The 24,502-nt window shown below is 62.7% G+C and carries 25 protein-coding genes and 1 pseudogene; 13 read left to right on the top strand and 13 right to left on the bottom strand.

Features of this window, described 5'->3' with window-relative positions; translation table 11 throughout:
- Nucleotides 1–33 precede the first annotated feature (33 nt).
- Complete coding sequence (locus WBA38_RS07225) at nt 34–1,059, bottom strand: NAD-dependent epimerase/dehydratase family protein (protein WP_424295757.1); 1,026 nt, start codon at nt 1,057–1,059, stop codon at nt 34–36.
- Nucleotides 1,060–1,209: 150 nt separating this feature from the next.
- Between WBA38_RS07225 and WBA38_RS07230 the strand changes: the two genes are divergently transcribed.
- The 3 genes from WBA38_RS07230 (at nt 1,210) to WBA38_RS07240 (ending at nt 3,078) form a co-directional block, all read left to right on the top strand.
- Nucleotides 1,210–1,653 (top strand): nitroreductase/quinone reductase family protein, encoded by a 444-nt coding sequence (locus tag WBA38_RS07230; RefSeq protein WP_424295759.1) that lies wholly within the window; start codon nt 1,210–1,212, stop codon nt 1,651–1,653.
- Between the two features lie 119 nt (nt 1,654–1,772).
- Complete coding sequence (locus WBA38_RS07235; protein ID WP_424295761.1) at nt 1,773–2,450, top strand: lysoplasmalogenase; 678 nt, start codon at nt 1,773–1,775, stop codon at nt 2,448–2,450.
- 241 nt (nt 2,451–2,691) lie between these two features.
- Complete coding sequence (locus tag WBA38_RS07240; RefSeq protein ID WP_424295762.1) at nt 2,692–3,078, top strand: hypothetical protein; 387 nt, start codon at nt 2,692–2,694, stop codon at nt 3,076–3,078.
- 9 nt (nt 3,079–3,087) lie between these two features.
- Here WBA38_RS07240 and WBA38_RS07245 read toward each other — a convergent pair whose 3' ends face one another.
- Nucleotides 3,088–3,945 carry an EamA family transporter gene (locus WBA38_RS07245; protein WP_424322397.1) on the bottom strand — a complete coding sequence of 286 codons (858 nt, stop codon included), beginning with the start codon at nt 3,943–3,945 and terminating at the stop codon, nt 3,088–3,090.
- Nucleotides 3,878–4,927, bottom strand: a complete 1,050-nt coding sequence (locus tag WBA38_RS07250; protein WP_424322398.1) for an aminoglycoside phosphotransferase family protein — start codon at nt 4,925–4,927, stop codon at nt 3,878–3,880. The genes WBA38_RS07245 and WBA38_RS07250 overlap by 68 nt, the downstream gene beginning before the upstream one ends.
- 157 nt (nt 4,928–5,084) lie before the next feature.
- Between WBA38_RS07250 and WBA38_RS07255 the strand changes: the two genes are divergently transcribed.
- Together WBA38_RS07255 and WBA38_RS07260 are read left to right on the top strand one after the other, a co-directional pair.
- Nucleotides 5,085–5,441, top strand: coding sequence for a DMT family transporter (locus tag WBA38_RS07255; protein WP_424322399.1), 357 nt, complete (start codon nt 5,085–5,087; stop codon nt 5,439–5,441).
- Nucleotides 5,438–5,752: a DMT family transporter gene (locus tag WBA38_RS07260; protein ID WP_424322400.1), complete on the top strand. Its 315-nt coding sequence runs from the start codon at nt 5,438–5,440 to the stop codon at nt 5,750–5,752. The genes WBA38_RS07255 and WBA38_RS07260 overlap by 4 nt, the downstream gene beginning before the upstream one ends.
- On the opposite strand, the gene WBA38_RS07265 is transcribed toward WBA38_RS07260, so the two are convergent.
- Entirely contained in the window at nt 5,718–6,110 is a 393-nt protein-coding gene (locus WBA38_RS07265) for a hypothetical protein (RefSeq protein WP_424295772.1), read from the bottom strand. The genes WBA38_RS07260 and WBA38_RS07265 overlap by 35 nt on opposite strands.
- Nucleotides 6,111–6,246: 136 nt before the next feature.
- Nucleotides 6,247–6,987, bottom strand: a complete 741-nt coding sequence (locus tag WBA38_RS07270; RefSeq protein WP_424295773.1) for a uracil-DNA glycosylase — start codon at nt 6,985–6,987, stop codon at nt 6,247–6,249.
- Between the two features lie 66 nt (nt 6,988–7,053).
- On the opposite strand from WBA38_RS07270, the gene WBA38_RS07275 reads away from it, so the two are divergent.
- Both WBA38_RS07275 and helR read left to right on the top strand, forming a co-directional pair.
- Nucleotides 7,054–8,187 carry an alkaline phosphatase family protein gene (locus WBA38_RS07275; protein WP_424295775.1) on the top strand — a complete coding sequence of 378 codons (1,134 nt, stop codon included), beginning with the start codon at nt 7,054–7,056 and terminating at the stop codon, nt 8,185–8,187.
- A gap of 39 nt (nt 8,188–8,226) precedes the next feature.
- Nucleotides 8,227–10,457 (top strand): annotated as a pseudogene (gene helR, locus WBA38_RS07280) (RNA polymerase recycling motor ATPase HelR).
- Here helR and WBA38_RS07285 read toward each other — a convergent pair.
- Both WBA38_RS07285 and WBA38_RS07290 read right to left on the bottom strand, forming a co-directional pair.
- Nucleotides 10,445–11,002 carry a hypothetical protein gene (locus WBA38_RS07285; RefSeq protein WP_424322401.1) on the bottom strand — a complete coding sequence of 186 codons (558 nt, stop codon included), beginning with the start codon at nt 11,000–11,002 and terminating at the stop codon, nt 10,445–10,447. The pseudogene helR and the gene WBA38_RS07285 overlap by 13 nt on opposite strands.
- Before the next feature lie 9 nt (nt 11,003–11,011).
- Nucleotides 11,012–11,530: a hypothetical protein gene (locus tag WBA38_RS07290; protein ID WP_424322402.1), complete on the bottom strand. Its 519-nt coding sequence runs from the start codon at nt 11,528–11,530 to the stop codon at nt 11,012–11,014.
- A gap of 208 nt (nt 11,531–11,738) precedes the next feature.
- On the opposite strand from WBA38_RS07290, the gene WBA38_RS07295 reads away from it, so the two are divergent.
- Nucleotides 11,739–12,209, top strand: a complete 471-nt coding sequence (locus WBA38_RS07295) for a M15 family metallopeptidase (RefSeq protein WP_424295801.1) — start codon at nt 11,739–11,741, stop codon at nt 12,207–12,209.
- Between the two features lie 331 nt (nt 12,210–12,540).
- Complete coding sequence (locus tag WBA38_RS07300; RefSeq protein WP_424322408.1) at nt 12,541–13,095, top strand: hypothetical protein; 555 nt, start codon at nt 12,541–12,543, stop codon at nt 13,093–13,095.
- A gap of 1 nt (nt 13,096) precedes the next feature.
- On the opposite strand, the gene WBA38_RS07305 is transcribed toward WBA38_RS07300, so the two are convergent.
- Entirely contained in the window at nt 13,097–14,566 is a 1,470-nt protein-coding gene (locus WBA38_RS07305) for an MFS transporter (RefSeq protein WP_424295781.1), read from the bottom strand.
- Nucleotides 14,567–14,679: 113 nt separating this feature from the next.
- On the opposite strand from WBA38_RS07305, the gene WBA38_RS07310 reads away from it, so the two are divergent.
- Nucleotides 14,680–15,147: a MarR family winged helix-turn-helix transcriptional regulator gene (locus WBA38_RS07310; protein ID WP_424322403.1), complete on the top strand. Its 468-nt coding sequence runs from the start codon at nt 14,680–14,682 to the stop codon at nt 15,145–15,147.
- A 52-nt stretch (nt 15,148–15,199) separates the two neighbouring features.
- On the opposite strand, the gene WBA38_RS07315 is transcribed toward WBA38_RS07310, so the two are convergent.
- Nucleotides 15,200–16,219: a zinc-dependent alcohol dehydrogenase family protein gene (locus tag WBA38_RS07315; protein ID WP_424322404.1), complete on the bottom strand. Its 1,020-nt coding sequence runs from the start codon at nt 16,217–16,219 to the stop codon at nt 15,200–15,202.
- Nucleotides 16,220–16,356: 137 nt separating this feature from the next.
- Here WBA38_RS07315 and WBA38_RS07320 point away from each other — a divergent pair, with 137 nt between their 5' ends.
- Nucleotides 16,357–17,667, top strand: coding sequence for an MFS transporter (locus tag WBA38_RS07320; RefSeq protein WP_424295785.1), 1,311 nt, complete (start codon nt 16,357–16,359; stop codon nt 17,665–17,667).
- Nucleotides 17,668–17,703: 36 nt separating this feature from the next.
- Here the strand turns inward: WBA38_RS07320 and WBA38_RS07325 are convergent, their stop codons facing one another.
- Nucleotides 17,704–18,039: a hypothetical protein gene (locus tag WBA38_RS07325; RefSeq protein ID WP_424322405.1), complete on the bottom strand. Its 336-nt coding sequence runs from the start codon at nt 18,037–18,039 to the stop codon at nt 17,704–17,706.
- 70 nt (nt 18,040–18,109) lie between these two features.
- Between WBA38_RS07325 and WBA38_RS07330 the strand changes: the two genes are divergently transcribed.
- Entirely contained in the window at nt 18,110–20,563 is a 2,454-nt protein-coding gene (locus WBA38_RS07330; protein WP_424295788.1) for a Tex family protein, read from the top strand.
- On the top strand, nt 20,544–21,914 hold the full coding sequence (locus WBA38_RS07335) for an MFS transporter (RefSeq protein WP_424322406.1): 1,371 nt from the start codon (nt 20,544–20,546) through the stop codon (nt 21,912–21,914). Before WBA38_RS07330 ends, WBA38_RS07335 begins: the two co-directional genes overlap by 20 nt.
- Before the next feature lie 81 nt (nt 21,915–21,995).
- Here WBA38_RS07335 and WBA38_RS07340 read toward each other — a convergent pair whose 3' ends face one another.
- The 3 genes from WBA38_RS07340 to ppk2 are packed head-to-tail and all read right to left on the bottom strand — an operon-like array spanning nt 21,996 to nt 24,435.
- Nucleotides 21,996–22,292 carry a DUF503 domain-containing protein gene (locus WBA38_RS07340; protein WP_424322409.1) on the bottom strand — a complete coding sequence of 99 codons (297 nt, stop codon included), beginning with the start codon at nt 22,290–22,292 and terminating at the stop codon, nt 21,996–21,998.
- Nucleotides 22,293–22,335: 43 nt separating this feature from the next.
- A complete protein-coding gene (locus WBA38_RS07345; RefSeq protein ID WP_424322410.1) occupies nt 22,336–23,586 on the bottom strand; it encodes a polysaccharide pyruvyl transferase family protein in 1,251 nt (416 codons plus the stop codon).
- 12 nt (nt 23,587–23,598) lie between these two features.
- The gene (gene ppk2, locus WBA38_RS07350) at nt 23,599–24,435 is read right to left on the bottom strand and encodes a polyphosphate kinase 2 (RefSeq protein ID WP_424295795.1); all 837 of its coding nucleotides are present in this window, start codon (nt 24,433–24,435) and stop codon (nt 23,599–23,601) included.
- Nucleotides 24,436–24,502: the final 67 nt, after the last annotated feature.

A 24,502-nucleotide genomic window follows, 5' to 3' on the forward strand; every position in this document is an offset into this window, starting at 1 on the left:
TCGCAAGGCGGCCGGAGCGGCTGTTGAGAGTGGCTAGCTAGCGGTAACCGCTTCGAAACGCTGGCCGGACTTAGGGCAAGCCTTGCCCATCTGGTTGGAATCGGCGAGGAATGCAACCAGATCGGCAAGGGTCTCGGCGGACGGACGCGGGTGGTAGCCCAACTCTGCCTTGGCCTTTGAAGCGTCGACGGTCGGTTGTGCCACGAGGGCGGCGATCGATGCGCGCGAGACCAGGTCGGAGCCAAGCAGGTTACTGATCGGCTCGGCGATCGGCACGATCATCTTGAGGACGCTCAGCGGCAAAGCCCACAGCGGGCGGAAGCGGCCGCACAGATCGGCTACCGTGCGCATCGCGTCGATGAGGCGGACGTCTTCGCCTCCGAGGAGGTAATTTTCGCCGGTTTTTCCCTTCTCGGCGGCAAGGATCAGGCCGCGGACAACGTCGCGGACGTCTACGAGGTCGAAGGTGCCCTCGACAAACATTGGAACCTTGCCCTGCGCGGCGTCGCGGAGCATGCCGTTAATGCGCGACAAGCCATGGTCGACGGGGCCGTACACACCGGTCGGGTTGCAGATCACGGCGTCGAGGCCGTCGGCGATGACCTTGCGGAGTTCCTGCTCGCCGGTCCACTTGGATCGGTCGTACACGGGGAGCTTGGGGTCTTCGGAGCGCTTCGACGTTTCGTCGACGATGCCGCTGTCGGTGTACTGGTCAAACGAATGGATGGAACTGCAGTGCACGAAACGGCGCACGCCGGCTTTCAGGGCGGCGCGTGCGGTTGACGCGACGCCTTCGGTGTTCACCTTCCATGCAAGCTCGTCCTGCTGCTTCAACGTGATCATCGCGACCAAGTGGTAGACCGTGTCGACGCCTGCGAAGGCGTCAGCGAGGGCTTCTTGGTCGAAGATGTCGGCCGCTACCCAAGTGACCCGTGAGCTCTCGGTGGCATGGGCTGGCGAGATACGGTCGATCGCGATGACCTCGTGACCGTTTGCGACAAGTTGGTTGACCAGGTTGGTGCCGACGAAGCCAGCTGCGCCCGTGACCGCGACCTTCATGTACATCCTCAACAGTTCGATGAAATCTGGAGACTCGACGAGCCTCAGCAACTAGAACGTGTTCTAGTTAGCGCCAGGCTAACACGTGAGCCCCGTCTCTACGCAACGTCGCCTGGGCAAGATTGGCCCCATTGGGGGACGATGGATGGCATGAATTTCTCTGACTTCAACGCCGCCGCCGGAGCTTGGGTTCTCGAAAACGGACATCGTGCAGTTCTGGCACTTACCGGAGGGCGTTGGCCGTCAAAGCTTCTCGGAATGCAGACGCTTGAGTTGCACACCGTTGGCCGGAAGTCGGGGAAGCGGCGCTCGACCATGCTCACGGCACCGATTTATCAATCCGACCGAATTGTTGTGGTGGCGTCCAAAGGTGGGTATTCGGACGATCCGGACTGGTTTAAGAATCTCGTCGTTAATCCCGATGTGGAGGTCACCGTCGACTCGGTGACGACGCCCTGGACCGCCCGTCGCGCTGAGGTAGCGGAAAAGGCTGACCTCTGGCCGATCCTCGTCAAGGCGAACAAGGGCTATGAGGGATACCAGCAGAAGACCGATCGCGATATTCCCGTCGTGATTTTGACGCCCCGGAAGTGAAGTCACGGAAGTGAAGTCACGGCCGCGACATGGCCGTTGGGGCTCCCGTGGAACGTCACTCGTGAGACATGTCCCGCGGTGATTGCTTAACTGCCGGTGCGGACCGCTAGCGTCTGGCTATGCAATGGCAACGGCGACAGATCGTACTGTGGGTACCTTTTGTTCTCGTTTCAGTAATCCATCTGGTGGCGTTGACCTTCAACAGCGGAGTTGCCGGGCCGACCAAGCTGTTCCTGATGCCGCTGTTGGCGCTCCCCGTGGTTGGCGCGGGACGTGGTCACGTCGTCGGGCCAATTCGCACGCTGCTGTTGGTCGCGCTCGGGTTCTCCTGGCTTGGCGATGGTGCGGGAGCCTTCTTTCCCAATGGTCTGGAACTTCCGTTGATGCTCGCCTTCTTTGGGTGTGCCCATATCGCGTACATTGTGCTCTTTGTTCGCTACCTCAATGTTCGACGGCTTCCGCGATGGGTGGCGATCTATGCGTTGTGGTGGGTGGTGATGGTTGCCGTCATTGGCCCGCACACGGGAGCGCTGTTGATCCCCGTAGCGCTGTACGGTCTGGTGCTCGCAGGAACCGCAGCAACAGCGGGCGGGTGCGGCCCAATGGTCGCTATCGGCGGCGCGTTCTTTCTCACTAGTGATTCGCTCCTGGCGTGGCGGTTGTTCTTACCCGATGCGGCTCCCGGCTGGTTTGGGCCGGCGGTGATGGCGACCTACACGCTGGGTCAAGGTTTGATCGTCGCGGGCGTGCTCCGGCAGACCAAACGGCGTGAATCGGTCTTTCTGGGCGCCGGATAGATGCGTCAACCGCTTCTCTGCGGCAAACAGAGACCTTGGTCCCTTGCGCGCAAAGTCGAACTCGGCTTTCCTATGGAAAACAGTGGGGGAATTCGACAACAGGATCGGATCCAGTGGGGCTGGCGGCGGCACGCGTTGAAGCGTTGCGACAAGGAGCGGAGGACCGGTGCCGGTGTTCCTAAACGCGCGATCGACAACAGTTCGATCCCGGAAACGGCAGCCTTCCGTTGCCTGGTCGGATGTGACCATCCTGATTCTCACGATCGTCGCAGCCGTGGAGGTACTTCTTCACAGTCGCGTCGATCTCCCGACGGCCACCGGGGGAGTTCTCTATTGGGGTCCAGCCGTCGTTTTTGTCGCCTTGGGAAGCCTGGCGTTTGTGTCCCGCTGGCGGACAGGCGTGCACTGGGCGTTGGTGCTGTGGGGATGGATCATGATCATCATTACGTTGGTGACGCTCCTCCCCAGTACCGCCGGGCGGGAATACCGCGCCGATCCGGCGCTGCACTATGCGATGCACGCGTTGATCTTTGTCACGCAGATCGTGCTCATTGTGTTTGTGATTCGACGTCTCGGGACCGACGCCGAGCGCGCTTCTACGGCACGACACAAGTTGGCGGGTCGGTAGGGTTTGCCGCTAGCGACTGGCTGTTGCGACCACACCGGCGCTGGCCGTCACCACGAGGCAGATGGCACCGAGTTGGCTGGCACTCAATGCCTGCCCCAAAACCATGAAGCCGGCGAGCGCGGCCACGGCAGGGCCCAGACTCGACAGGATCCCGAACACGCGCGTCGACATGCGTTTGAGCGCGGTGAATTCCAGGGCGTACGGGACCACTGACGTCAAGATCGCGACGCCCGCAAAGGCGACGAGCAGCATTGGGTCGGCAAACACGGCGGGTGCAGCTTGGAATGTGCCAATCGGTACGACGATCGCGGCGGCAACCAGCATGGCAGCAGCGAGACCGTCGACCCCGTTTACGCGGGCGCCAAGTCTTGCCGAAGCGACGATGTACAGGGCCCAGCAGGTCGCCGCGACTGCCGCGCACGCGGCTCCGGTTACGGTGATTGAGCCACCGGCGCGCAAACCGAGCACGGTGATGCCAGCCACCGCGAGCAGCACCCACAAGAGGTCAATAACGCGACGACTGCCAGCCGTGGCAATCGCGAGCGGTCCCAGTAGTTCGATGGTGACGGCGATGCCGAGGGGGATTTGAGCTATCGCCAGGTAGATAAAGAGGTTCATTCCGCCGAGTGCCACACCAAGCAGGATGACGCCTAGCCAGGTGCGCTGTGACCACGACGACACGCGCGGGCGGACGATGGCGATAAGAATCAGCGCGCCGCAACCAAGCCGGAGTGCTGCCGCACCATAGGGTCCCACGCGGTCGAAGAGCGATCCGACGATCGCATTGCCGAACTGGACACTAAATACGGCCGCAACAACCAGGACGCTCGCGGGGATGCGGCCGAGAAGGTTGGAGCCGTTGTTCACGCGGCGATCCTATCGTCACCGACAACCACCACGATTCCGCAAGCGCGCTGGCCTGGGCGTTACCGCTGGACTGCCTTCGCGATCGCAACATTACGGGTGACGGTGTCTTTCTCAGTGGTGTTGAGGGCACGACCGTTTGCATCTTCGACGACCCAATGCGCGTTAGGACGGTGCGGACGATGACCCAGTCGCGGGCGCGGTCTTCGTCGAATCCGGCAGTGTCGACGACGGTGAAGAACCGGCGCTCGATGCCTGCGCGAACATTGCGCGACATTTCGTCCCATCGATTCCAGAGGAGCGGTGCGATCTCGAAGTGCGGATCGCCCGACATGGGCTTGGGATCGATCGCCAGCCACGGTGAGCGGGTTCTCGACGAAAGTACGTTCTGGTAATGAAGGTCGCCGTGGATTAGCGTGCCGACCGAATTCGGGTCGTCGCATAGGTCGCGTCCAGTCCTGAGCGCCTGATCGATGAGGCGCGGCGGCACAGGGACCGTGTGGGCGTCGGTGGCGAGGGCTGTCAGCCAGGATTCGACAAAGTCGGTCAGATTACGAAAAACCGGACTCGCCCGTCGATGGAGCCGAGGATAGAGGCTGGCGATAATCTCGCAGGCGTCGATGGCGTCGACTTGCGTGAGGTCTTCGGGTCCGAGGCGTTCCAGTAGGAGCGCGCGTCGACGCGGGTCCGCGCGAAGCATCGTGACGGCTCCATCGCCAGCCCACTGCGACAGGGCGACGGACTCGTGTTCGGATTCGACGTCGCCGTCGAAGGTGATCTTCAGGGCGGCGACGACGCCGTCGGCGGTGCGGACCGGTACGACCATCGACACGTAACCGTTCAGCGGCGGTCCGTCCGGACGCAGTTCCCACTCGTCGAGGAGATCGGCGGCCAGGCGGGGCAGCCGGCGGAGCCAATCGGCCCAGTCATCACCGAGGGATGATCGCCGCAACAGATCGGCTGGGATGGTTACGCGACTGCTCACTTTCGTCAGGATAGGCGAGCGCGATACTGCGGGGGCAAGCGATTTGCCGTGTTGCTGGATACTGGAGCGGGCGATGATGGTGTCTGTTTAACAAATCGATCTTTCGGATTGCATCGGCCCACGTCCGTACTGGAATCGGCCGAAATTGAGGGGACTTGTGAAGAAGTGGTGGCTGCTCGCTGCGGCGATCGTGGCTGAGGTGGCGGGCACCATGATGCTCCGCGCCACCGTCGACGCACCCGTGTGGTCGATCGGTGTGATCATCGGTTACCTGGCGGCATTTCTGATGTTGGGCCTTACCCTCCGCGAAGGGATGGCGGTGGGCGTCGCTTATGGCGTGTGGGGAGCGGTTGGTGTGGCACTAACCGCATTACTGGGATCGGTCATCTTCGACGAGACTCTGACGATGACGTCGGTCGTGGGAATCGGCGTGATTGTCGTTGGTGTGCTGGTGGTTCACAGTGGGGAAGGCACCCGATTGGGAAACGAAGAGCCGATTGACGTGGCCGGATGAGGTACCTGTGGTTGGTCCTGGCGATTGCCGCTGAACTCGGTGCCACCTTGAGCCTGCGCGCCAGCGATGGCTTTCGCCGTCGCTGGTGGCTGTTCCCGGTTGTTACGGGTTACGCCATCTCGTTCGGTTGCTTGGCGTTGGCCCTGGTGGCGGGCATGCCCATTGGGGCGGCCTACGCCATCTGGTCTGCCGTTGGGATTATCTTGGTAGCGCTGCTAGCGCGGGCAATTTGGCGAGACCCATTGACTGTCCGGATGATTATCGGATTCATCATCATCAGCGTTGGCGTGGTCCTGGTGGAATTGGGTTAGGTTTTCCAATCATGCCCATTTCGAGCGGGGCGAAGCCTCGACTCCAGACTTCCCGGATCGCGACGCCAAGCAAGACCAGTGGCACTGCCAGTTCGGGCCGGAGGCTATCGACGGCGAACCAAACCAGGATCGCGCCGACGATCGGTGTCAGGACAGTGGCGACACCGACGAGAAGGTTTCGCGACAGGATCGCTTCGAGGATCGCTGCAATAACGGTCACCGAGATCGCCAGCAGCGCGGCAACTGTCAGGGTGTTGTAGGTGGCGAAACCGGACGCGAACGGGTCGGAGCCGACATCGGTCAACGGTATGTACGACCGGTATCGGACGGGCCCCGAGGGCCCAAAATCCCGGCTCATGCAGGTAACGACGAAAACCCACCATGCGGTGTGCCCGACGATACGAACCGGAATTTCTGTCCGAGACCTTCGAGTTCTGTCTGCAGTGCTGGTCAAAAATCCCCCAAGAGTTCCCCTGGCCGAAGCGCGGCCTCCGTCACACCCTAGCGGCGGCTTTGGCCTCGTCGAGAATCGCTTCCAACATCGGTGAGGTGAGGCGACCGGTGAACGTATTCTGTTGACTCACATGGAAACAGCCCAAAATGCTGAGGGTACGACCATCGGGGTGTTCGACGACTACGCGCGCCCCGTGCCCGAACTTGGGGCGCGGTCGGGGAACGTCCCACCCGCCGTCGATCAGGCTCGACATGAGCGCTTGCCAACCGAATCCGCCGAGGACGATTGCGACCTTCACTGTTGGGGCGAGCAGTTCTAGTTCGCGATTCAAGTAGGGCGCGCAAGTGCGTCGCTCACCCGGTGTCGGCTTGTTCGCGGGCGGAGCGCAGTGCACGGGCGAGGTAATCCGAGTATCGATGAGGCGGAGGCCGTCATCGATCGACGAGGCGTGCGATTGGCTCGCGAGTCCGACCGCATGCATTGCGGCGAAGAGAAAATCCCCGCTGCGGTCCCCGGTAAACATCCGGCCGGTCCGGTTGGCGCCGTGGGCTGCGGGTGCGAGTCCGACGATGAGGATGCTTGCGTCGTCGGGTCCGAATCCGGGAACCGCCTTGCCCCAGTAGATCTGGTCCCGGAACGACGCGCGTTTGGTCACGGCGACTTCTTCGCGCCACGCGACCAGGCGGGGGCAGGCACGACAGTCGGCAATGAGCGAATCAAGTTCGGCGATGGTGCGGGCCTTTGGCGCGCGACTGGGCGCAGTTTCGGCACGCGATTTCATACCTCCACCGTATCCCCGCGGTCCAACGCGGCGCGCGGACTCGGTCGCCCGGGCATAGTGAAGATCATGCAGCCTGCGCTCGCCGACGTCATTCCGTCCGTCGCCAAAGCTCTCGTCGGTGAGGCCGAGAATGTCCTCGGAATTTCCCCGGCCCGTGATGTGGTGGTGCTTTTGGTTGACGGCCTCGGTGCGGAGTTGATCAAACGTCATGCGGAAGCCGCACCGACGTTGGTGGCCGCGATGCGGGCCACGTTGGCGGCTGGCTTTCCGGCAACGACTGCGACCAGCCTGTCGAGTTTGGCCGTAGGAGCACCGTGCGCGACGCACGGGATCGTCGGTTACAGCTTCGCGGTCCCGGGCCCCGAACCCGACGGGCAACTTCTCAACGCCTTGCGCTGGCGTGTCGGGGAGGGAAAGGGGAGTGATGCTCGCGAGAGTCTGCCGCCGGAGTCCGTGCAGACCGTGCCAAGCGCAATTGAGGGGCTCGCAGCGTCAGGTATCGACATCCACTACGTGGTTCCCTCGTACCAAGTGCGATCGGGACTGACACGTGCTTCGTTTCGGGCACCGGGTGTTTTGCATCCGGCGGCATCTCTCGACGAAGTGCGTGCGGGAATCCTTGAGGTTGCCCGACACGATGGGCTCGGAAGCAGGTTCGCCTACGCCTATTACCCCGATCTCGATATGAACGGGCACCTGTGTGGTCCAGGATCGGCAGAGTGGCTGACGGTTCTCGCGGCTATCGACGCCATGATCGCTGATCTGTTCACGGAACTGCCGGATACGTGCACCCTCCTGGTGACGGGCGACCACGGCATGGTCCGAGCGGGTGCCGTCATCGACCTCGACGCCGACCCCAATTATTGGCGCGACGTGCGTTTGCTCGCCGGTGAGGCCCGGGTCCGCCACGTATACGCACGGGTACCGCAAGCGGCTGCCGATATTGCTTCGCGCTGGTCAGCGCTCCTCGGTCACCATGCTCGGGTGGTGACGCGAGAACAGGCGCTAGACGAGCGCTGGTTCGGTGCCACGCCGCCAACGGCGACCATCAACGCTCGTATCGGAGACGTCTTGGCGGTCGCCGACGGCACGAGTATTCTGGCTAGCCCGTCGCGCGAACCGATGGAGTCGGCAATGGCCGGGCATCACGGTGCCTGGACTGCCGAGGAGCAACTCATTCCGCTGATCACCAACCGTTGACCCGCCGGTCGTGCCGTCGCCCGGCGCTCGGAGGACTTCTTGACCCCAAACCGCACGGATCGACCCGATGTCTTTGACCTTCCCGAACGACTCGCCAGTAAGCGCAATCCAGTCCTAATCGCTGATGACCGACACCACTTCGCGCTGATCAGCGACCGCGTCACGACGCGACTGTCGGAACTGAACGCTCGGCTCGACGAGGCTCGCCGCTCGACGGACGTGCGGGTTGGTGCGGGAGTTCAACGCGACCAGGAGATCCGCGGCTTATCGTCGCAGATCCGGCGCCTGTCCCACTTTGGCGCTGACCTGTGCCTCGGCCGGCTGGTGACCGTAGACGGCACGCGAACCTATATCGGTCGTATCGGGTTGACGGCTGCCGATGGAACACCCCTGCTGGTGGATTGGCGGACCCCGGAGGCAGCGCCATTCTTCGCGGCGACCCTGGCTGAGCCGATGGGGCTGGTAGGTCGGAGGCACTACCGCTGGTCCCGGGAAGTCATCGTCGACTACTGGGACGAGGTGTTCGCGACTGGGTCGAGCGCGCAGGAATGGAGTGCCGCCGAGTCGAGAGCCGCGCTCGACAGCCAGTCGTCGTTCATCGCCAGCCTCGGTGCCAGTCGATCAGCAAAAATGACGTCGGTACTCGGCACGATTGCCGCCGATCAAGACGCGGCGATCCGGGCGTCGTCGCACGGACCCTTTGTGGTTGAAGGCGGTCCCGGTACCGGCAAGACCGTCGTGGCACTTCATCGAGCTGCCTACCTGCTGTATGCCGATCCGCGATTGCAGGGTAATCGCGGTGGCATTCTGATAGTTGGACCGCACCGGCCGTACCTGTCTTATATCAGCGACGTGCTCCCCAGTCTCGGCGAAGAAGGCGTTGCCACGTGCACTCTGGCAGACCTGGTTCCCGGAGGGGAGAATTTCCTGCCCGAGGTCGATGAGGCGGTGGCAACGTTGAAGTCGACCACGGCGATGATGTCGGCGATCGAGGCCGCCGTCGCATCTATGAGGAGCCGCCGACCGACGCGCTGACGATTGAGACTCCATGGTGCGACGTGACCGTTACCCCGGAGGATTGGCGGGAAGCGTTCGCCGCTGTGGGCCGCAGCCCAATCCACAATGAGGTCCGCGAGGAGATTTGGGAAGTTCTGCTCGAAATCGTAGTCGGGACTGCGGGTGGCGATTTGCGCGATGGCGAGGAAGTCTCGTCATCGCGTCTGCGGGGGAGCGTTGAGGAAGACGGAGCATTGCGTGCGGCCCTGCGGCGCGCGTGGCCCATGCTGAATGCGGAAGAGTTGGTCGCTGATCTGTGGGCCGTACCGGCATATCTGCGGCATTGTGCACCGGGGCTGACCACCGAAGAGCGGGCAACGTTGCGCAGACCGGAGGGGTCGGCTTTCACCGCCGCCGACCTGCCGCTGCTCGACGCGGCGAGGCGCCGTCTCGGTGATCCGGAGGTCTCCACTCGACTGCGGCGCCGGCGCGCGGAGGTGCGGGCGCAACGGCGGGTCCGCGACGATGTCGTCGCCGAACTGATCGCCGGTGACGACAACGAATCTCTTGTCTCGATGCTGCGCGCCGAAGATATCCAGGGCGTCATCGTCGATGAGGCCGGAATGTCCGATGGCGAACGGCAACCGCTTGATGGGCCGTTCGCGCATATCGTGGTTGACGAAGCGCAGGACCTCACCGACGCGCAATGGCAGATGCTGTTGGCGCGTTGCCCGTCGAAGAGTTTCACCATTGTGGGTGACCGCGCGCAATCGCGCGCAGGCTTCGCGCAGACGTGGGCCGAGCGTGCCGCACGGGTCGGCCTCACCCGCGGCGCGTCTGACGGCTTGCGACGCACCACCTTGACCGTCAACTATCGAACGCCCGCAGAAGTGATGGATCGGGCCCGACCGGAAATCCTGGCAGCGCTGCCGGACGCCGATGTGCCGGAGTCGATCCGCAGTTCTGGGCTGCCGGTGATTGAGGCGTCGGTGGCCGACCGCGACCAGATTCTGTCGACGTGGCTCGCCGAGCACCCGGACGGAACCGTGGGTGTGATCGGTGACGACAGCGTGGTGAAAGTGCCGGATCCGGATGCACAACGGGTGGTGTCACTGACGCCTGTGGAGGCAAAAGGTCTGGAGTTCGATCTGGTGGTTCTGGTGGGGCCGGACAGATTTGGCGGCGACATCGCCGGAGCGGTGGACCGCTATGTGGCGATGACGCGGACGACGTCGCAGCTGGTGATTCTCTCGGGGGATTCTCACCCCAGGTAGCGCGTCGCGATGCCGACGCCGCGCACCTCGCCGATGGGGCCGGTAACGACCGACACCATCTGGTAACTGCGCGTTGGAACCCGCTCCAGGGTGCGGGGATTGAGCGGCAGGATGAGGCCCGACGGGACGCCGCTGCCGCGGACTGCTTCGCCAGCGCTGAAAACGCGCGGCAAGGCTTCGCCCACAAAGACGAAGCGCGCCGAACCGCGACGACCGTCGGTAGGTCCGTCGAGGCGCTTAAGAATTAGTGTCCGAGACGTGGGGATCGTGTGCGCGCTAACGGTTTTGATGCGTTCGTACACCGGAACCCCGAGAGCGAACAGTGCACCGTACGGTGCACTCGCCACCTCCGTCGGCGTCAGGACAGCTGCAGCTTCGGCGGCCGGTGCTGCTGTGGCGGGCGAGTCGACAGCGATACCGGCGAATATCAGGGTCACCGCAGCGAGCAGCGTCGCCCAGGCGCGTGACGTGCGGACTGACCTGACCTCTTGCTGACATTTCGCTGCCTCCATGGTGATCACTGCCTTCCGTCGAATGCTGCCCACTTTTGCGGCCTAACCCAGGTACCGGTGCGACCACGCGATCGCGCGGACCTCGCCGACAGGCCCGGTCAGCGTTGTCACAGCCTGGTATTGGGTTGGTCGGTGGCGCTTGGATTTTCGGGTCAGCGGCACAACGAGACCCTGCGGGGTCCCGTTGCGGCTCCAGTCCTCACCGACCAGGAAAGAGTTGGGGAGTCGATCGCCGAGGAAGACGTAACGGGCGCTGCCTCGCGTGCCCTCGGATGCGCGTCGAAGACGTTTCATAATCATGGTGCGGCTGTGCGAGCCGGGTTCACGGATAAAGGCAACCCGCTCATACACGGGCACGCCCATGTTGAAGAGCGCGCTGTAGGGAGCACTCGCGACCTGGTGCGTGGTCGCCTCATACGCGGCAACCGGTGGGCTATCGGCTGATGCCATCGCCGGGTTGAGAACGCTGGCACCAACCGCGACCGTCGTCATCAGCGAGGCCAGTGCGCTTCGGCTCCGCAGGGACGGACGTATGGAAGCGTTGCGAGGCGACCGTGTCATGGCCTTACCGTTCCACCTAGCGGACTCTGGAGCAAGGGCAACCAGCCTGAATCGCCGGGGTAAGACGTGAATGACCGCCGATGACTGTCCGGTGCGCGTCGATCGCACGTAGTAGTTTGTAGCCGTGACGCTCTCATTCGCGCCGGGGTCAAATACCACGGGGACGGGCTCAGTCCGGCCTCGATTCTTTGTCGTGTTGGCATTGGTGCTGGCTATCGCGGTATCCACGATCGGTGCGCCGCAGGCTAGGGCACTGCCCGCGACTGCACGCGGCGATATTTTCGGCGTCAAATTGGCGCCGGGTACCGCGGGTCTCACTCCGGACTTGGCCATTGCCTACACGATGGCCAAGGACAGTGCGCGAGTTGCTGGCGTCAACCTCTATATCAATTCCGGCAAGCGTTCGCGCCGCGAACAGAACGCTCTCTGGCAGCAGGGGATCGCCACATACGGCAGCCCCCAGGCCGCGCGCCGGTGGGTTTTACCGCCGTGGGAGTCGACACACGTGACAGGCGAAGCGATTGACGTCGGCCCCCGCGCTGGCGCTACCTGGTTGCAGGCCAATGGAATTCGTTGGGGGTTGTGCCGTACGTTCACTAACGAGTGGTGGCACTTTGAACGCGTAGCAATCCCGGGAACCCACTGTCCTCGCAGATTGCCGGACGCCAGTTACCGGTGAGCAACGTTGAGGGCTACGAACCGTTGGCCAGATAGGTAAGGATAGAACCGTGTCCGAGAATCCGAGCAATCCCGACAGCCTCAGTGGTCCCGACGTCGCCAACAGCGAGGTCGACGGCGTAGCGGCCGACGGTAGTTCCGAAATGGCCGATGTTGAATCGACGGATGCGGTGGCACCGAGCGGTGCTGGCGGCGCGGAGTTGGTCCCAGTCGAAACTCAGCTCGATGAGTCCGACATTGCTGACGTTGTTGAAGCCGTCGAGTCTGTCGAAGAAGCATTGGCCTCAGAAGCGGAGGCAAGTGAAGAGGCCGCCGCAGCCGCTGACGGCGAACTGCGATACCTGACCTACGAGCAGTTTGGGCGACGCTTCTTTGAGGTCGCCGTGACGGAGGCTCGAATCGGCAGCGCGTTCACGGCAATCGCGGGTGAGTCTTTTGACGTAGGACCGATCGGGTCTGGCCCCGGTGGTTTGGTGAAGGTGCTGGCAAAGGTGCGGGTCAACGAGCCGGTCATCACCCGGGAGGTCGGCGAAGTCATCAGCTTCGTGGTCAAACTTCCGTTGCATATCGGTATTACCGTCGATCTGAAGGTCGACCGCATCCGCTACGACGTCGACGGACTTGTCACCCTGCCGCTGACGGTTCTCTGTGCCGAACCCCTGCAACTGCGCATTGAGGTCGACCCGCCGCGTCCGCGTGACGTTTTCGTTGACGTCAGTTCGCGCAACATGCGTGGCGAAATCATCCGCAATCTCGCCCAGGTCGACGATGAGATTCGGCGTGTGATCGCCAAGTTCGTCGCGACCGAAGTCGACAAGCCAGAAATCCGAAAAGCCCGCCTGATCGACGTGGACGTCGAACTCGGGCGGGCCTTCGAAGGGTTGTAAATTAAGCGACCTGTTCCTGGGCTAGGACTGCTTTGGTCTTGGGGATCAGCAACGTGATGCCGACGCCAACGAACGCGGCTATTGCGCCGATCAGGAAGCACCAGCGGAACGCGGAATGCGTTGGTACGGCATGCCCGCCGAGGTCGAGGGTCGAAGCAGCTAGGACAACGGCCATTAACGCCGACGACAGGGTTGTACCGACTGCCCGCATCAGACCGTTGAAGCCAACGGCGGCGCCCGCTTCGGTAATGGGCACCGAATCCATGATGAGGGTCGGCATGGCGGCGTATCCGATGCCGACACCCGCCGAGGCAATCACCGATGCCACGGCCAACTGCCACGGTGCGTTCATGAGGAAGAAGCCACAGAGGTAGCCGAGCCCCAAGACTGTCGCACCCATCGCGAGCGTGAGTTTGGCGCCGAGGGTGTTGATGAGCCAACCGGAAATGGGGGCAAAAGCGAGCATCATCAGACCGCCGGGGGCCATCCACAGACCGGCCTGCATGATGCTCTGGCCGAAACCTCCGCCGGCGACGGGAACTTCCAACATCATCGGGACGACGATTGCCTGGGCCATCATGCCGAAGCCAATCGCGATGGCAGCAAGGTTGGTCAATAGGACGGCGGGTTTGGCGGAGGTCCGCAAGTCAACGAGAGGGTCGTTCTTGCGGAGTTCGTAGAATCCCCACGCCAACAGAACGACGAGGCCGATCACGAAGGACGCCACGGTGGTGGCGGAAAGCCAGCCCCAGTCTTTGCCCTTGGAAATCGCAACGAGGACGGCGCTCAGGCCGATTGCCAGGGTGATGGCACCGACGATGTCGAGGCGTCCGCGTGACGCGTCCTTGATATTCGGGACAATGATGGCCACCAGCACGGTCATCAGCACAGCAAGGCCAGCTGAGACCCAGAAAAGTCCGCGCCAATCGAAGGTCTGCGCAATCCATGCTGCGAGCGGAAGTCCGATGGCACCACCGACTCCGAGGGTCGCGCTCATTGCGGACACGGCCATTGAGGTCATTCGAGGGGGCGTCACTTCGCGCATCAAACTGATGCCGACGGGGATAAAGCCCATCGCGAGGCCTTGGACGGCGCGGCCAATCAGGACGGGAATCAGGCTTCCGCCGAGCGCGCAGATCAGCGACCCTAAGACCAGCAGCATTGAGCTGGCCAGGAGCACTCGCTGCTTCCCATAAATGTCACCGAGGCGACCAGCAATTGGCATCGCGATGGCGCCGCCGAGAAGCGTGGCGGTAATGACCCAGGAGGCGTTCGGGATCGAGGTATGGAGCAGCCGTGGCAGTTCCGGCTGCACGGGAATGATCAGAGTCTGCATCAGTGATGCGACGAGGCCGCCGAAGCAGAGCGTCATCACGATCGCCAATGCGCCGCGATGCTCGGTGGTTTCTTGCTGAGGCACGGCGGCCCGCCTGTCGGCGGCCTCGACCTTCGTGCCGGGTGAGGGTGTCATTCAGGGCCCTTCAATGGGGAACGTTTAGGGAAAAGAAACTAGAATATGTAACCTACATATGCATCGTGCATATCCAAAATTGCGTACGGTAACCAGTGGGTTCTTGAAATGAGGTGAGAACGGTCAATATCGACAAATCAGTTTGGCCGTCCGAAGTGCATCACGACGTCGTGGAGGAGTTACTTCGGATGCGGCGGCGGCGAAACGAGCTCGCGCCCGACGCTATCCTGGATGCCTCGGCATTTCAGATTCTGTGGTTGCTGTCGGATGGCCGCGCACGCACAATGCGTGAACTCAGCGAGGGTCTTGAGCTCGAGCAGAGCACGGTAAACAGGCAGGTTAATGCGGCGATGCGGCACGGTTACCTGGAACGTTTTCAGGTGCCGGGTCAGGTGAGCTGGATGCATCGCCCCACCCCGGAGGGGGAAGAGGCATTCAAGCTTGACGGCGGTCGTCGCGCTGAGCGGCTCAACCGAGTGTTCGCCGACTTGGCACCGGGCGACCCCGCTGTTTTTCTCGCCCAATTGCGCGCCTATAACGATGCGCACGACCGTCAGCTATCTCACAATCAACCGGAATAGTGTTGCCAATCACCGAATACGACCGGACCGGACGGCATTCGGACTGGCGTGGTTACAGCGTCAGCATGACCTTGATTGCTTCGCGCTGATCCATCGCGCGATATCCCTCCGCAGCCTGCTCCAGTGGCAGCGTGAGATCGAAGACTCTGCCCGGATTGATTTGTCGATCAGCGATGCGATGCAGGAGATCGGGGAGGTACCGACGCACGGGTGCCGGACCGCCATGCAGATGGATCGTGGAGTAGAACAGTTTGTCGCCTGGCAGTTCCACACCGTGCGAGACGCCGACGAACCCGACATGCCCGCCCGGTCGCGTCGAGCGGATTGCCTGCATCATTGACTCCTGGGTGCCGACCGCCTCGATAACCGAATGTGCGCCGAGACCGCCCGTCATCTCCTTAATTTCGGCGACACCGTCACGTCCGCGTTCGACCACGATGTCGGTGGCACCAAACTCACGCGCCAGAGCTTGCCGATCGGCGTGCCTACTCATTGCGATTATGCGCTCGGCACCCATCTCCTTGGCCGCCAGAACGGCTAGCAAGCCAACGGCACCGTCTCCAACCACAACGACCGTCTTGCCGGGGCCGGCCTGCGCGGCATCTGCAGCGAACCAGCCGGTGCCAAGGACGTCCGAAGCTGCCAGATACGACGGGAGGAGGTCAGGTTCCGGCGGGGCGGGCGCGGCGACCAATGTGCCGTCGGCCATCGGAATGCGTGCGTACTCGGCTTGCGTGCCAATGCCGCCCATACCGACGACGTTGACGCAGCGCGACTGGTAGCCAGCGGTACAGATTTCGCAGGAGTTGTCCGACGCCATGAAGGAACCAACGACGAAGTCGCCGACTTTGACGGAAGTGACTTGGGGGCCAACCTCTTTCACGTAGCCCGCGTACTCGTGGCCCATGGGGGCGTCGTGCACCTCATTGGCACCGCGGTAGGGCCACAGGTCCGAACCGCAGATGCAGGTCGCAGCCAACTCGATGATGGCGTCCGTCGGCTCCTCGATGATCGGATCGGGGCGATCGACGACGCTGACGTTTCCGGGCGAATTCATAATGACGGCGCGCATACGTTCAACGGTAACGGGGAATACCCGCCCCGGTGGTGGCGTTGCATTTCAGTACTGGGAAACCAATTTTCGACGGGATTTCGATGCTCGCGAGGGCTTTCGTCGCGGATGTTTAGATCACAGATGGAGGGTGACGGGTGAGTTTGCGAAGTTCGTCCACCTTCGCTTCTCTCGCTGTACCGAACTTCCGGATGTACGTCTCCGGCGCGCTTGTTTCCAATATTGGGACCTGGGTGCAACGCGTTGCGCAAGACTGGCTGGTGCTTCAGCTTTCGGGTGGATCGGCCATGGCTGTCGGTGTTACCACCGCCCTCCAATTTGCTCCGGCGCTCGTACTTTCCCCGTGGGGTGGGTTACTGGCCGACCGCTTCGACAAGCGGAAAATGTTGATGTTCACGCAAAGTTGGATGGCACTGAGCGCTGTCGCACTCGGTGTGCTCGCCATCGCTGGTGTCGCAACCACCATCGACGTCTACATTTTTGCCGTCGTCTTCGGTATCGGGGCGGCCCTCGATGCCCCCGCGCGCCAAGCGTTCGTCTCGGAAATGGTCGGCACGGAACGTCTTACCAACGCCATCGGGCTCAATAGTTCGGCGTTTAATGCAGCCAGATTGATCGGGCCGGGCATCGCGGGCCTCATCATCGCCGCATTCGGCAGTGGCTGGGCCATCCTGAGCAATGGCGTCAGCTTCCTGGCTTTCCTCCTCGCTTTGGCCATGCTGAATGAAGCCAAACTTGTCCGGTCCGAACCGCTTCCGCGTGCGAAAGGCCAAGTGCGCGAGGGTATTCGGTATGTCGCGGCACGCGCGGACCTGCTGATTGCCCTGGGTGTTGGCTTTGCGGTTGGAACTTTTGGTCTCAACTTTCAGATGACCAACGCCCTGATGGTGCGCAACGAGTTTCACCTCGACGCACAAATGTATGGGCTACTCGGCACTGTCTCGGGGATCGGCTCGCTACTCGGGGCCCTTTTGGCCGCCCGCCGGAAAAGCTCTCCTGGCTTGCGGTTCGTGGTGACCGCCGCGCTTGTCTTTGCCGTCTTCAACGTGGCTTCCGGCCTCGCGCCCACCCCGCTGCTGTACGGCCTCATTTTGCCCGCCGTTGGGTTGTCTGCGCTGATGGCGTTGACCGCGACCAATATGTATGTGCAGATGCATGTGGATCCGCAGGTCCGCGGACGCGTCATGGCGCTTTACATGACGGTCCTGATGGGTGGTACGCCCATCGGCGCGCCACTTCTCGGTGGGCTCGCCGAATGGCTGGGTCCCCGCGCATCGCTCGTCGGCGGCGGAATCATTCAGGTTGCCGTCATCGCAGTTGTGCTCGCGCTGGTGGTGGTTCGTGTGCAGAGCGGACGGTCGGAGGGAATTACCGGGATTCCGCCCGCCAGTAGGTTCGCGAAGCTCGCCCCCATCTCCGCGATATCCTCTTCGCGAACGGCGGACTAACTAGTTGCGTTCCCGCGTGACGCGTCGTGCGCGCAACTAGTCGCCCGAATCGTCGAGCGAATGAGATTGCGCCCGGAGACGCTCAAACTCGGCGAGTTTGTCGGCGCCGTCGCGCGTTGTGCGGTACCGGGCGAGCACCTGCATGGCGGTTTGCGTATTGCCCATCACCCACATCATGGTGTCGAAATCAGACTCGAGATCCTCGCCAGCCGCATCGCGTCGCGACAGTTCGGCCAGTTGGGGCCGCAACGTGTGCATCCAGCCGACGTCGCCGTCCTCGGCGCCGCGCGGCGAGGCCTCCGCTACTTCGATGGCCGTGAAGGCGGCCTCCCAGGTGAACGCCAACTTCTCAAACGGGGTGGGTTCGGTCATGGGTGCCATGCTAGTGGCATCGCGCCAGCCACGGCCGGCCGCGATACCACGGCGGTGGGGCGGGATAGCGATGCCTCGGTGGATACCCGCTACGGCCGCCTTCGGTAGCCTGCATGCGGTGACCATCAGTGCGCCCCTCAAGTCCGTTACCGCCCGCATCGCCGAAGAACTTGCCGTCGGTGAAAGCCAGGTCATCGCGGCCGTGAAGCTCCTTGACGAAGGCTCAACGGTCCCGTTCATCGCCCGCTACCGCAAGGAGGTGACGGGCAGCCTCGATGACGCGCAACTCCGCCTCCTCGACGAACGGCTCCGCTACCTGCGGGAACTCGACGAACGCCGGGCCGCCGTGATCGCCTCGATCGATGAACAGGGCAAGCTCACCGACGCGCTGCGAGCGTCGCTGATGGCTGCCGACACCAAGGCTCGGGTGGAAGACATCTACCTCCCGTACAAGCAGAAACGCCGAACCAAAGCCCAAATCGCGCGCGAAGCTGGCCTGGCTCCGCTCGCTGAGGCGCTACTTGCCGATCCGTCGCTGGATCCGGCGGTCGTCGCTGCGGACTATGTCGGTGAGAACGTCGCCGACGCCGCTGCCGCCCTGGATGGGGCACGCCACATTCTGATTGAGCAGGCGTCCGAGGATGCCGAACTCGTTGGAGCAATCCGCGAAAAGTTTTGGGCTGATGGACAGCTCCGTACGACCGTTCGTGCCGGTGCCGAAACGACGCCCGCCGCCCAGAAGTTCCGCGACTACTTCGACTTCTCCGAATCGCTCGAGTCAATGCCATCTCACCGCGTGCTCGCCGTGCTTCGCGGTGAGAAAGAAGAGGCCCTTGGTCTCACCTTCGACGGAGGCGACGATGAGGTTTACCAGGCGATGGTTGCCGCAACCCTCGGCGTCGACCTGTCGAACCCCGGTGCGGCCACCAGCTGGCTCGCCGGCACGGTTCGGTGGGCGTGGCGCACCAAGTTGATGATCACCTCGACAGTCGACGCCCGGATGAAGTTGCGCGCCCGCGCCGAAGACGACGCGGTCGCAGTCTTTGCGACCAACCTGAAAGACCTACTGCTGGCCGCCCCCGCAGGTACGCGCACCACCCTGGGCCTCGACCCCGGCTTCCGCACCGGCGTAAAGGTCGCCGTTGTTGACGCGACCGGCAAGGTCGTCGATCACACGGCGATCTTCCCGCACCAGCCACAAAAGCAGTGGGATCAGGCCAAGGCTGCCCTCGGTGCCCTGATAGCCCGTCACGGAGTGGAACTGATCGCGATCGGCAACGGCACCGCCTCCCGCGAAACCGATCAGTTGGCTTCCGAACTTATTGCCGAGATCACTAAGTCCGGTGCCAAAGCGCCCACCAAGGCCGTGGTGTCCGAAGCCGGTGCCTCGGTGTACTCCGCCTCCGAGTATGCGTCGCAGGAACTTCCGCAACTTGACGTGTCAATCCGCGGTGCTGTGTCCATTGCACGACGCCTGCAGGATCCACTCGCCGAACTCGTCAAGATCGACCCCAAGTCGATTGGCGTCGGTCAGTACCAGCACGATGTCTCGCCATCTAACCTGGCGCGCAGCCTCGATGCCGTCGTCGAAGATGCGGTCAATGCCGTCGGCGTCGACCTCAACACAGCGTCGGCACCGCTGCTGTCACGGGTGTCCGGTGTTACCGGTACTCTCGCGACGGCAATTGTCGCCCACCGCGACCAGGTCGGCGCCTTCCGCAGTCGTGCCGGATTGCTCGACGTCCCACGCCTGGGACCGAAAGCCTTTGAGCAGTGCGCCGGGTTCCTCCGCATCCGTGACGGCGAGGATCCGCTTGATGCATCGGGTGTGCACCCGGAGGCGTATCCCGTCGTCCGGAAGATCATCGACAGTAGCGGCCGCGGACTGGCCGAACTCATCGGCGATACCAAGGTGCTGCGCACCCTGAAGCCTGCGGCCTTTGCCGACGAGAAGTTCGGCATCCCAACGGTGACCGACATTCTGAACGAATTGGAGAAGCCCGGCCGCGACCCGCGCCCGGCCTTTACGACCGCCACTTTCGCCAGCGGCGTTGAGAAGGTCTCCGACCTTAAACCCGGAATGGTCCTGGAAGGGGTCGTCACCAACGTCGCCGCATTCGGTGCATTCGTGGACGTCGGTGTCCACCAGGATGGTCTGGTACACGTGTCCGCGATGTCGGACCGTTATGTCTCAGACCCCCACGAGGTGGTCCGCTCCGGTCAGGTCGTCAAGGTCAAGGTCCTTGAAGTCGACGTGGACCGTCAGCGCATCGGACTGTCGTTGCGATTGAACGACGACCCGAGTGGCAAGCCCGGTGGTACGGCAGACGCACGCGGCGGCACCAACCGTGGAGCGGGTCAAAACAAGGGCGGCAATAACAACAGGAACGCCCATAATAAGGGTGGCAACAATAGAAGCGGCGGCAATAAAAGCGGCGGCAACAAGCCGGGGGCACGCCGCGACGACAGTTCAGGTGGCGGTTCGATGGCTCAGGCGTTAAGAGATGCAGGGTTCGGTCGCTGAGCCGACGCCGCGCCGGTCGGCGAGAGCGCGGAATCGCACCTTTGCGGCGATTCTCGGGAACACTGCGGTCGCTGGCCTCACCACCAGCTTCCTGTGGTTCGCGCTGACCTTCTGGATCTATCTCGCCACGCGGAACGTCGTCGCGACCGGGCTTATCGGTGGCGGCTACATGCTTGCCATTGCCGTCTTCAATATCGCCTTCGGGACCATCGTCGACCGCTTCCGCAAACTCGCTGTCATGCGGGCATCGGCGGCCTTCACGACGGTTGCCTTCATTGCGGCCGGCCTCGTGTACTGGGCCGCGGGGGATCAGATTCAATCGCTGACCTCCCCGTGGCTGTGGGCGTTCTCGGCGATTGTGCTGCTCGGTTCCGTTGTTGAAATTCTGCGGTCGGTGGCACTGTCGACGACGGTCACGATCCTCATCGATGATGACCGTCGCGCGAACGCCAACGGTTATGTCGGCGCGGTGCAGGGACTGTCGTTCATCGTGACGAGTGTGTTCTCTGGACTGTCGATCGGCTACTTCGGGATGGGGCCCACCATCGTCTTTGCGATCGCGACGATCGCCTTGACGTGGCTGCACTTGCACACCATCTCAATGCCAGAAGAAGTGACGGTCGCCGTAACCGACGCATCCGGAACCTTTGACATTCGCGGCGCATGGGTCGCGGTCGTTGCGGTTCCCGGCCTGCTGGCGCTGATCGTGTTCTCGATGTTCAACAATTTCGTCAGCGGCGTGCACATCGCGCTCCTGGATCCTTACGGGCTGGAACTCTTCACGGTGCAGCAATGGGGACTGGTGTTCGCGTTCGGCGCCACCGGTTTCCTCATCGGCGGCGCGCTTATCGGCAAGTTCGGATTGGGGTCCAACCCCATGCGAACCATGCTGCTGGGGGTCATCGCGCTGGGATTTATCGGCATGATGGTCGCAATTCGCGAGGTCGCTTGGATCACCATCGTGTGCGTGTGGCTCTTCATGCTGACCGTGCCCCTCATCGAGGCAGCCGAGCAAACCGTGATTCAACGCGTCGTCCCACTACCTCAGCAGGGGCGAGTATTTGGTCTCGCCGGTGCCATGGAAGCGGCAGCCGCGCCGCTGACGGCATTCCTCGTTGCGCCGCTCGCGGAAACTTTGGTGATCCCATGGGCTCGGACGACGGCGGGAGCGGACCTACTCAGGCCCTGGTTGGGAACCGGTGAAGCCCGAGGGATAGCGCTAATCTTCCTGGTCGCGGGACTCGCCACCGTGGGAATCGCGATTGCTTCGTTCTTCACTCCCGTTTACCGCCGTATGTCGGAGACTTACCGGAGCGCCGCTGAATCGGTGGTTGTCGCCGAGACCGATTAGCCGACGGCAGTTTCGGCGGGACGACGCTCGCCAAATTCGGACGGCAACCCGTTCATCGGCGCGTCGTCGGTGGTGCTCTGCTTACATCTCGTCGGAGGTGATGATTCGTCGGCGTGCCGCCAGCAACTCCATCTCGGGTCGAGCGGCAGCAAACCGTTCAACGGCGTCGAGCACCTCGGTGACATGTGTGGCATTGCCGCTGACCACACTGACGCCGATGCTGGTTCGGCGGTGCAAATCTTGGTGATCCACCTCGGCAACCGAGACGTCGAACTTGCGCCGAACGTCGGACACGAAGGGGCGAACCACAGAGCGTTTGCCTTTGAGTGAATGCACGTCGCCGAGGAGAAAATCGAACTCTAGAAAACCAATCCACATGAGGGCGACCAGATTACGCCATTCTGCGGCAGTGGCATAGGGATCAGCGGAGGCGGACCCCAATGGGGTAGAGACTCGCTGCCAAAGCCCGCTTGGTGGACCTATTGCGAGCCGAATCCGCGGGGGAGTAGCCGCCAGCATTTGGCCGGGCGGGAACCTCATCGCCACCGGAGACAACCGTCCATTGAGACCCAGACTCGGTCAGGGACCGATGTTTGGTCGCGTAATAGTCGGGCTTGGAGACAACCGCCACTCCCGAATCGCCGGCAGCAGCAGCCAGCAAGTGCGGGTGGAATCGCGTTGACAGCCACGTATTGCCCCGCGAAACCGGCAGGCCGGACCGCCACGCTTGGAGAAACGGAATCCGCTGCGAACCTGCGAGTCTGTCGCCGAGTCGTTCGGCAACCTGAACGTCAAGGCCGGGAATGCACTCGAGGACGGTCACATCGCTGCCCGCGACCTCCCATTCGTCCAAGGTGACGCCGATGAACTCCACCAGGGCTTCAAATCCGGTGCGGCCGCGCCACACAAAGTCGTCGGTGAGATCGCTCTGCGCGCACAGCACCACGTTGCCGGTGGCGGGTACGGTCCGCGGCCTGCGATGTACACGCGGAGAGAGCCAGGCGTCATCGCCGGTGAACGACGCTCCCGGTACCGAACCGAGCAGGTCGGCGCTCGGTTGATCGCGAACATCAAATACCTCAAAGGTGCTCGCATCGAAGCGGAAGCGTTCCAATGCTGCACCGGTGAATCCTGGCGTCAAACCGGCACCCGTGGCGATGGCCTTGGCACCCGTGACGCGTGCAGCCTCGGCGACCACCGTGACGAGGTTGGCGTGATGCGGCCACACGTTGTTGAGATAGCCGCCGCCGACAATGTGAATTGTGTTGGCGCGCAATAGGAGTTCCACGCCATCACCCTCGCGGGGGGCCACGCCCATGCGGGTTGTCGCCCGGGCGATCCATTCCCATGGGGCATCTCGGTCCACCTCCGGGCCTGCGGCATCGCCGGACGCGTACTGCACCAGATTCCAGATCGTGTCGACAAAGACGGCGCGCCGATTGGCCTGTCGAAGCAGGAGTGCGGCCTGGCCGGGGCGTTGCGAGTCGACGACGACGCGAGCCAGCGGTCGGTGGACCGCGAGATAGCGCAGCCACGCCTCGACAATCAGTTCATCACCGAAATTTGGGAATCCGGCCGTCGTCACCAGATAGACGACATCGCGAGACTCCACCGCCCGGCGGGCCCGCTGGGTTAGGGAGAACACGTCAGGACGAGAAGGAAGGACCGACATCACGCGGCAACCTTACCGTTCGGTGTCACCTATCAACCGCGCTACGTGGTCGGGCACAAACTTCGACAGCGAGCGTGGTGGCCGGTGATAGTTGCCCGATTCGACGGGCTTCTTCGGCAAAGTCACTGTCGGGCGCTCAATCGGTTCGTAATCCAGCGTCGATAAGAGATGGCTGATCATATTGAGTCGGGCATGCCGCTTGTTGTCTGATTCCACGACAAACCACGGGCTCAGTGACGTATCGGTGTGGACCATCATCTCGTCTTTGGCTCGCGAATAATCTTCCCAGCGGTACACAGATTCTAGGTCCATGGGACTGAGCTTCCACTGTCGGACCGGGTCGTCGCGTCGCGCCCGGAATCGGACGAGTTGTTCTTCACTCGAGACGGAGAACCAGTACTTCCGCAGGATGATGCCGTCGTCGATAAGTAGTTGCTCAAAGATCGGTGTCTGGCGCAAAAACCTGGTGTGCTCCTCGGGCGTGCAAAAGCCCATGACCTTCTCCACGCCGGCGCGGTTGTACCAAGAGCGATCGAACAGGACGATCTCGCCCGGGGCTGGCAAATGCGCGACGTAACGCTGGTAGTACCACTGACCTCGTTCCCGGTCGGTGGGCGCGGGGAGTGCTGCTACCCGGCAGACGCGCGGACTCAAATACTGGGTGATTCGCTTGATCGCGCCGCCCTTACCTGCGGCATCACGACCTTCAAAGATCACGACGACCCGCGCACCGGTGTCGCGTACCCATTCTTGCAGGGACACCAACTCGGTTTGGAGTCGAAAGAGTTCGGCTTCGTAGGCGGATTTTGGTAGGCGCGTCGCCTGCTTAGCGTTTTTCTTCTTCCCCATGTGGGGAGTCTATGCGACCCGTCTGACTCTCGGCAGGTGGGAATCGAAGTCCCGATCTGGATAGAAC

Source organism: Gordonia sp. (in: high G+C Gram-positive bacteria) (assembly GCF_049647785.1).
In the GTDB taxonomy this organism is placed as follows: Bacteria; Actinomycetota; Actinomycetes; order Mycobacteriales; family Mycobacteriaceae; genus Gordonia.

Excerpts from the sequence above, each read along its gene's own strand:
- WBA38_RS07225 (WP_424295757.1), bottom strand. The coding sequence starts at position 1,059 with ATGAAGGTCGCGGTCACGGGCGCAGCTGGCTTCGTCGGCACCAACCTG.
- WBA38_RS07230 (WP_424295759.1), top strand. The coding sequence starts at position 1,210 with ATGAATTTCTCTGACTTCAACGCCGCCGCCGGAGCTTGGGTTCTCGAA.
- WBA38_RS07235 (WP_424295761.1), top strand. The coding sequence starts at position 1,773 with ATGCAATGGCAACGGCGACAGATCGTACTGTGGGTACCTTTTGTTCTC.
- WBA38_RS07260 (WP_424322400.1), top strand. The coding sequence starts at position 5,438 with ATGAGGTACCTGTGGTTGGTCCTGGCGATTGCCGCTGAACTCGGTGCC.
- WBA38_RS07265 (WP_424295772.1), bottom strand. The coding sequence starts at position 6,110 with ATGAGCCGGGATTTTGGGCCCTCGGGGCCCGTCCGATACCGGTCGTAC.
- WBA38_RS07270 (WP_424295773.1), bottom strand. The coding sequence starts at position 6,987 with ATGAAATCGCGTGCCGAAACTGCGCCCAGTCGCGCGCCAAAGGCCCGC.
- WBA38_RS07275 (WP_424295775.1), top strand. The coding sequence starts at position 7,054 with ATGCAGCCTGCGCTCGCCGACGTCATTCCGTCCGTCGCCAAAGCTCTC.
- WBA38_RS07290 (WP_424322402.1), bottom strand. The coding sequence starts at position 11,530 with ATGACACGGTCGCCTCGCAACGCTTCCATACGTCCGTCCCTGCGGAGC.
- WBA38_RS07305 (WP_424295781.1), bottom strand. The coding sequence starts at position 14,566 with ATGACACCCTCACCCGGCACGAAGGTCGAGGCCGCCGACAGGCGGGCC.
- WBA38_RS07315 (WP_424322404.1), bottom strand. The coding sequence starts at position 16,219 with ATGCGCGCCGTCATTATGAATTCGCCCGGAAACGTCAGCGTCGTCGAT.
- WBA38_RS07325 (WP_424322405.1), bottom strand. The coding sequence starts at position 18,039 with ATGACCGAACCCACCCCGTTTGAGAAGTTGGCGTTCACCTGGGAGGCC.
- WBA38_RS07330 (WP_424295788.1), top strand. The coding sequence starts at position 18,110 with ATGCCTCGGTGGATACCCGCTACGGCCGCCTTCGGTAGCCTGCATGCG.
- WBA38_RS07335 (WP_424322406.1), top strand. The coding sequence starts at position 20,544 with ATGCAGGGTTCGGTCGCTGAGCCGACGCCGCGCCGGTCGGCGAGAGCG.
- WBA38_RS07340 (WP_424322409.1), bottom strand. The coding sequence starts at position 22,292 with ATGTGGATTGGTTTTCTAGAGTTCGATTTTCTCCTCGGCGACGTGCAT.
- WBA38_RS07345 (WP_424322410.1), bottom strand. The coding sequence starts at position 23,586 with ATGTCGGTCCTTCCTTCTCGTCCTGACGTGTTCTCCCTAACCCAGCGG.
- ppk2 (WP_424295795.1), bottom strand. The coding sequence starts at position 24,435 with ATGGGGAAGAAGAAAAACGCTAAGCAGGCGACGCGCCTACCAAAATCC.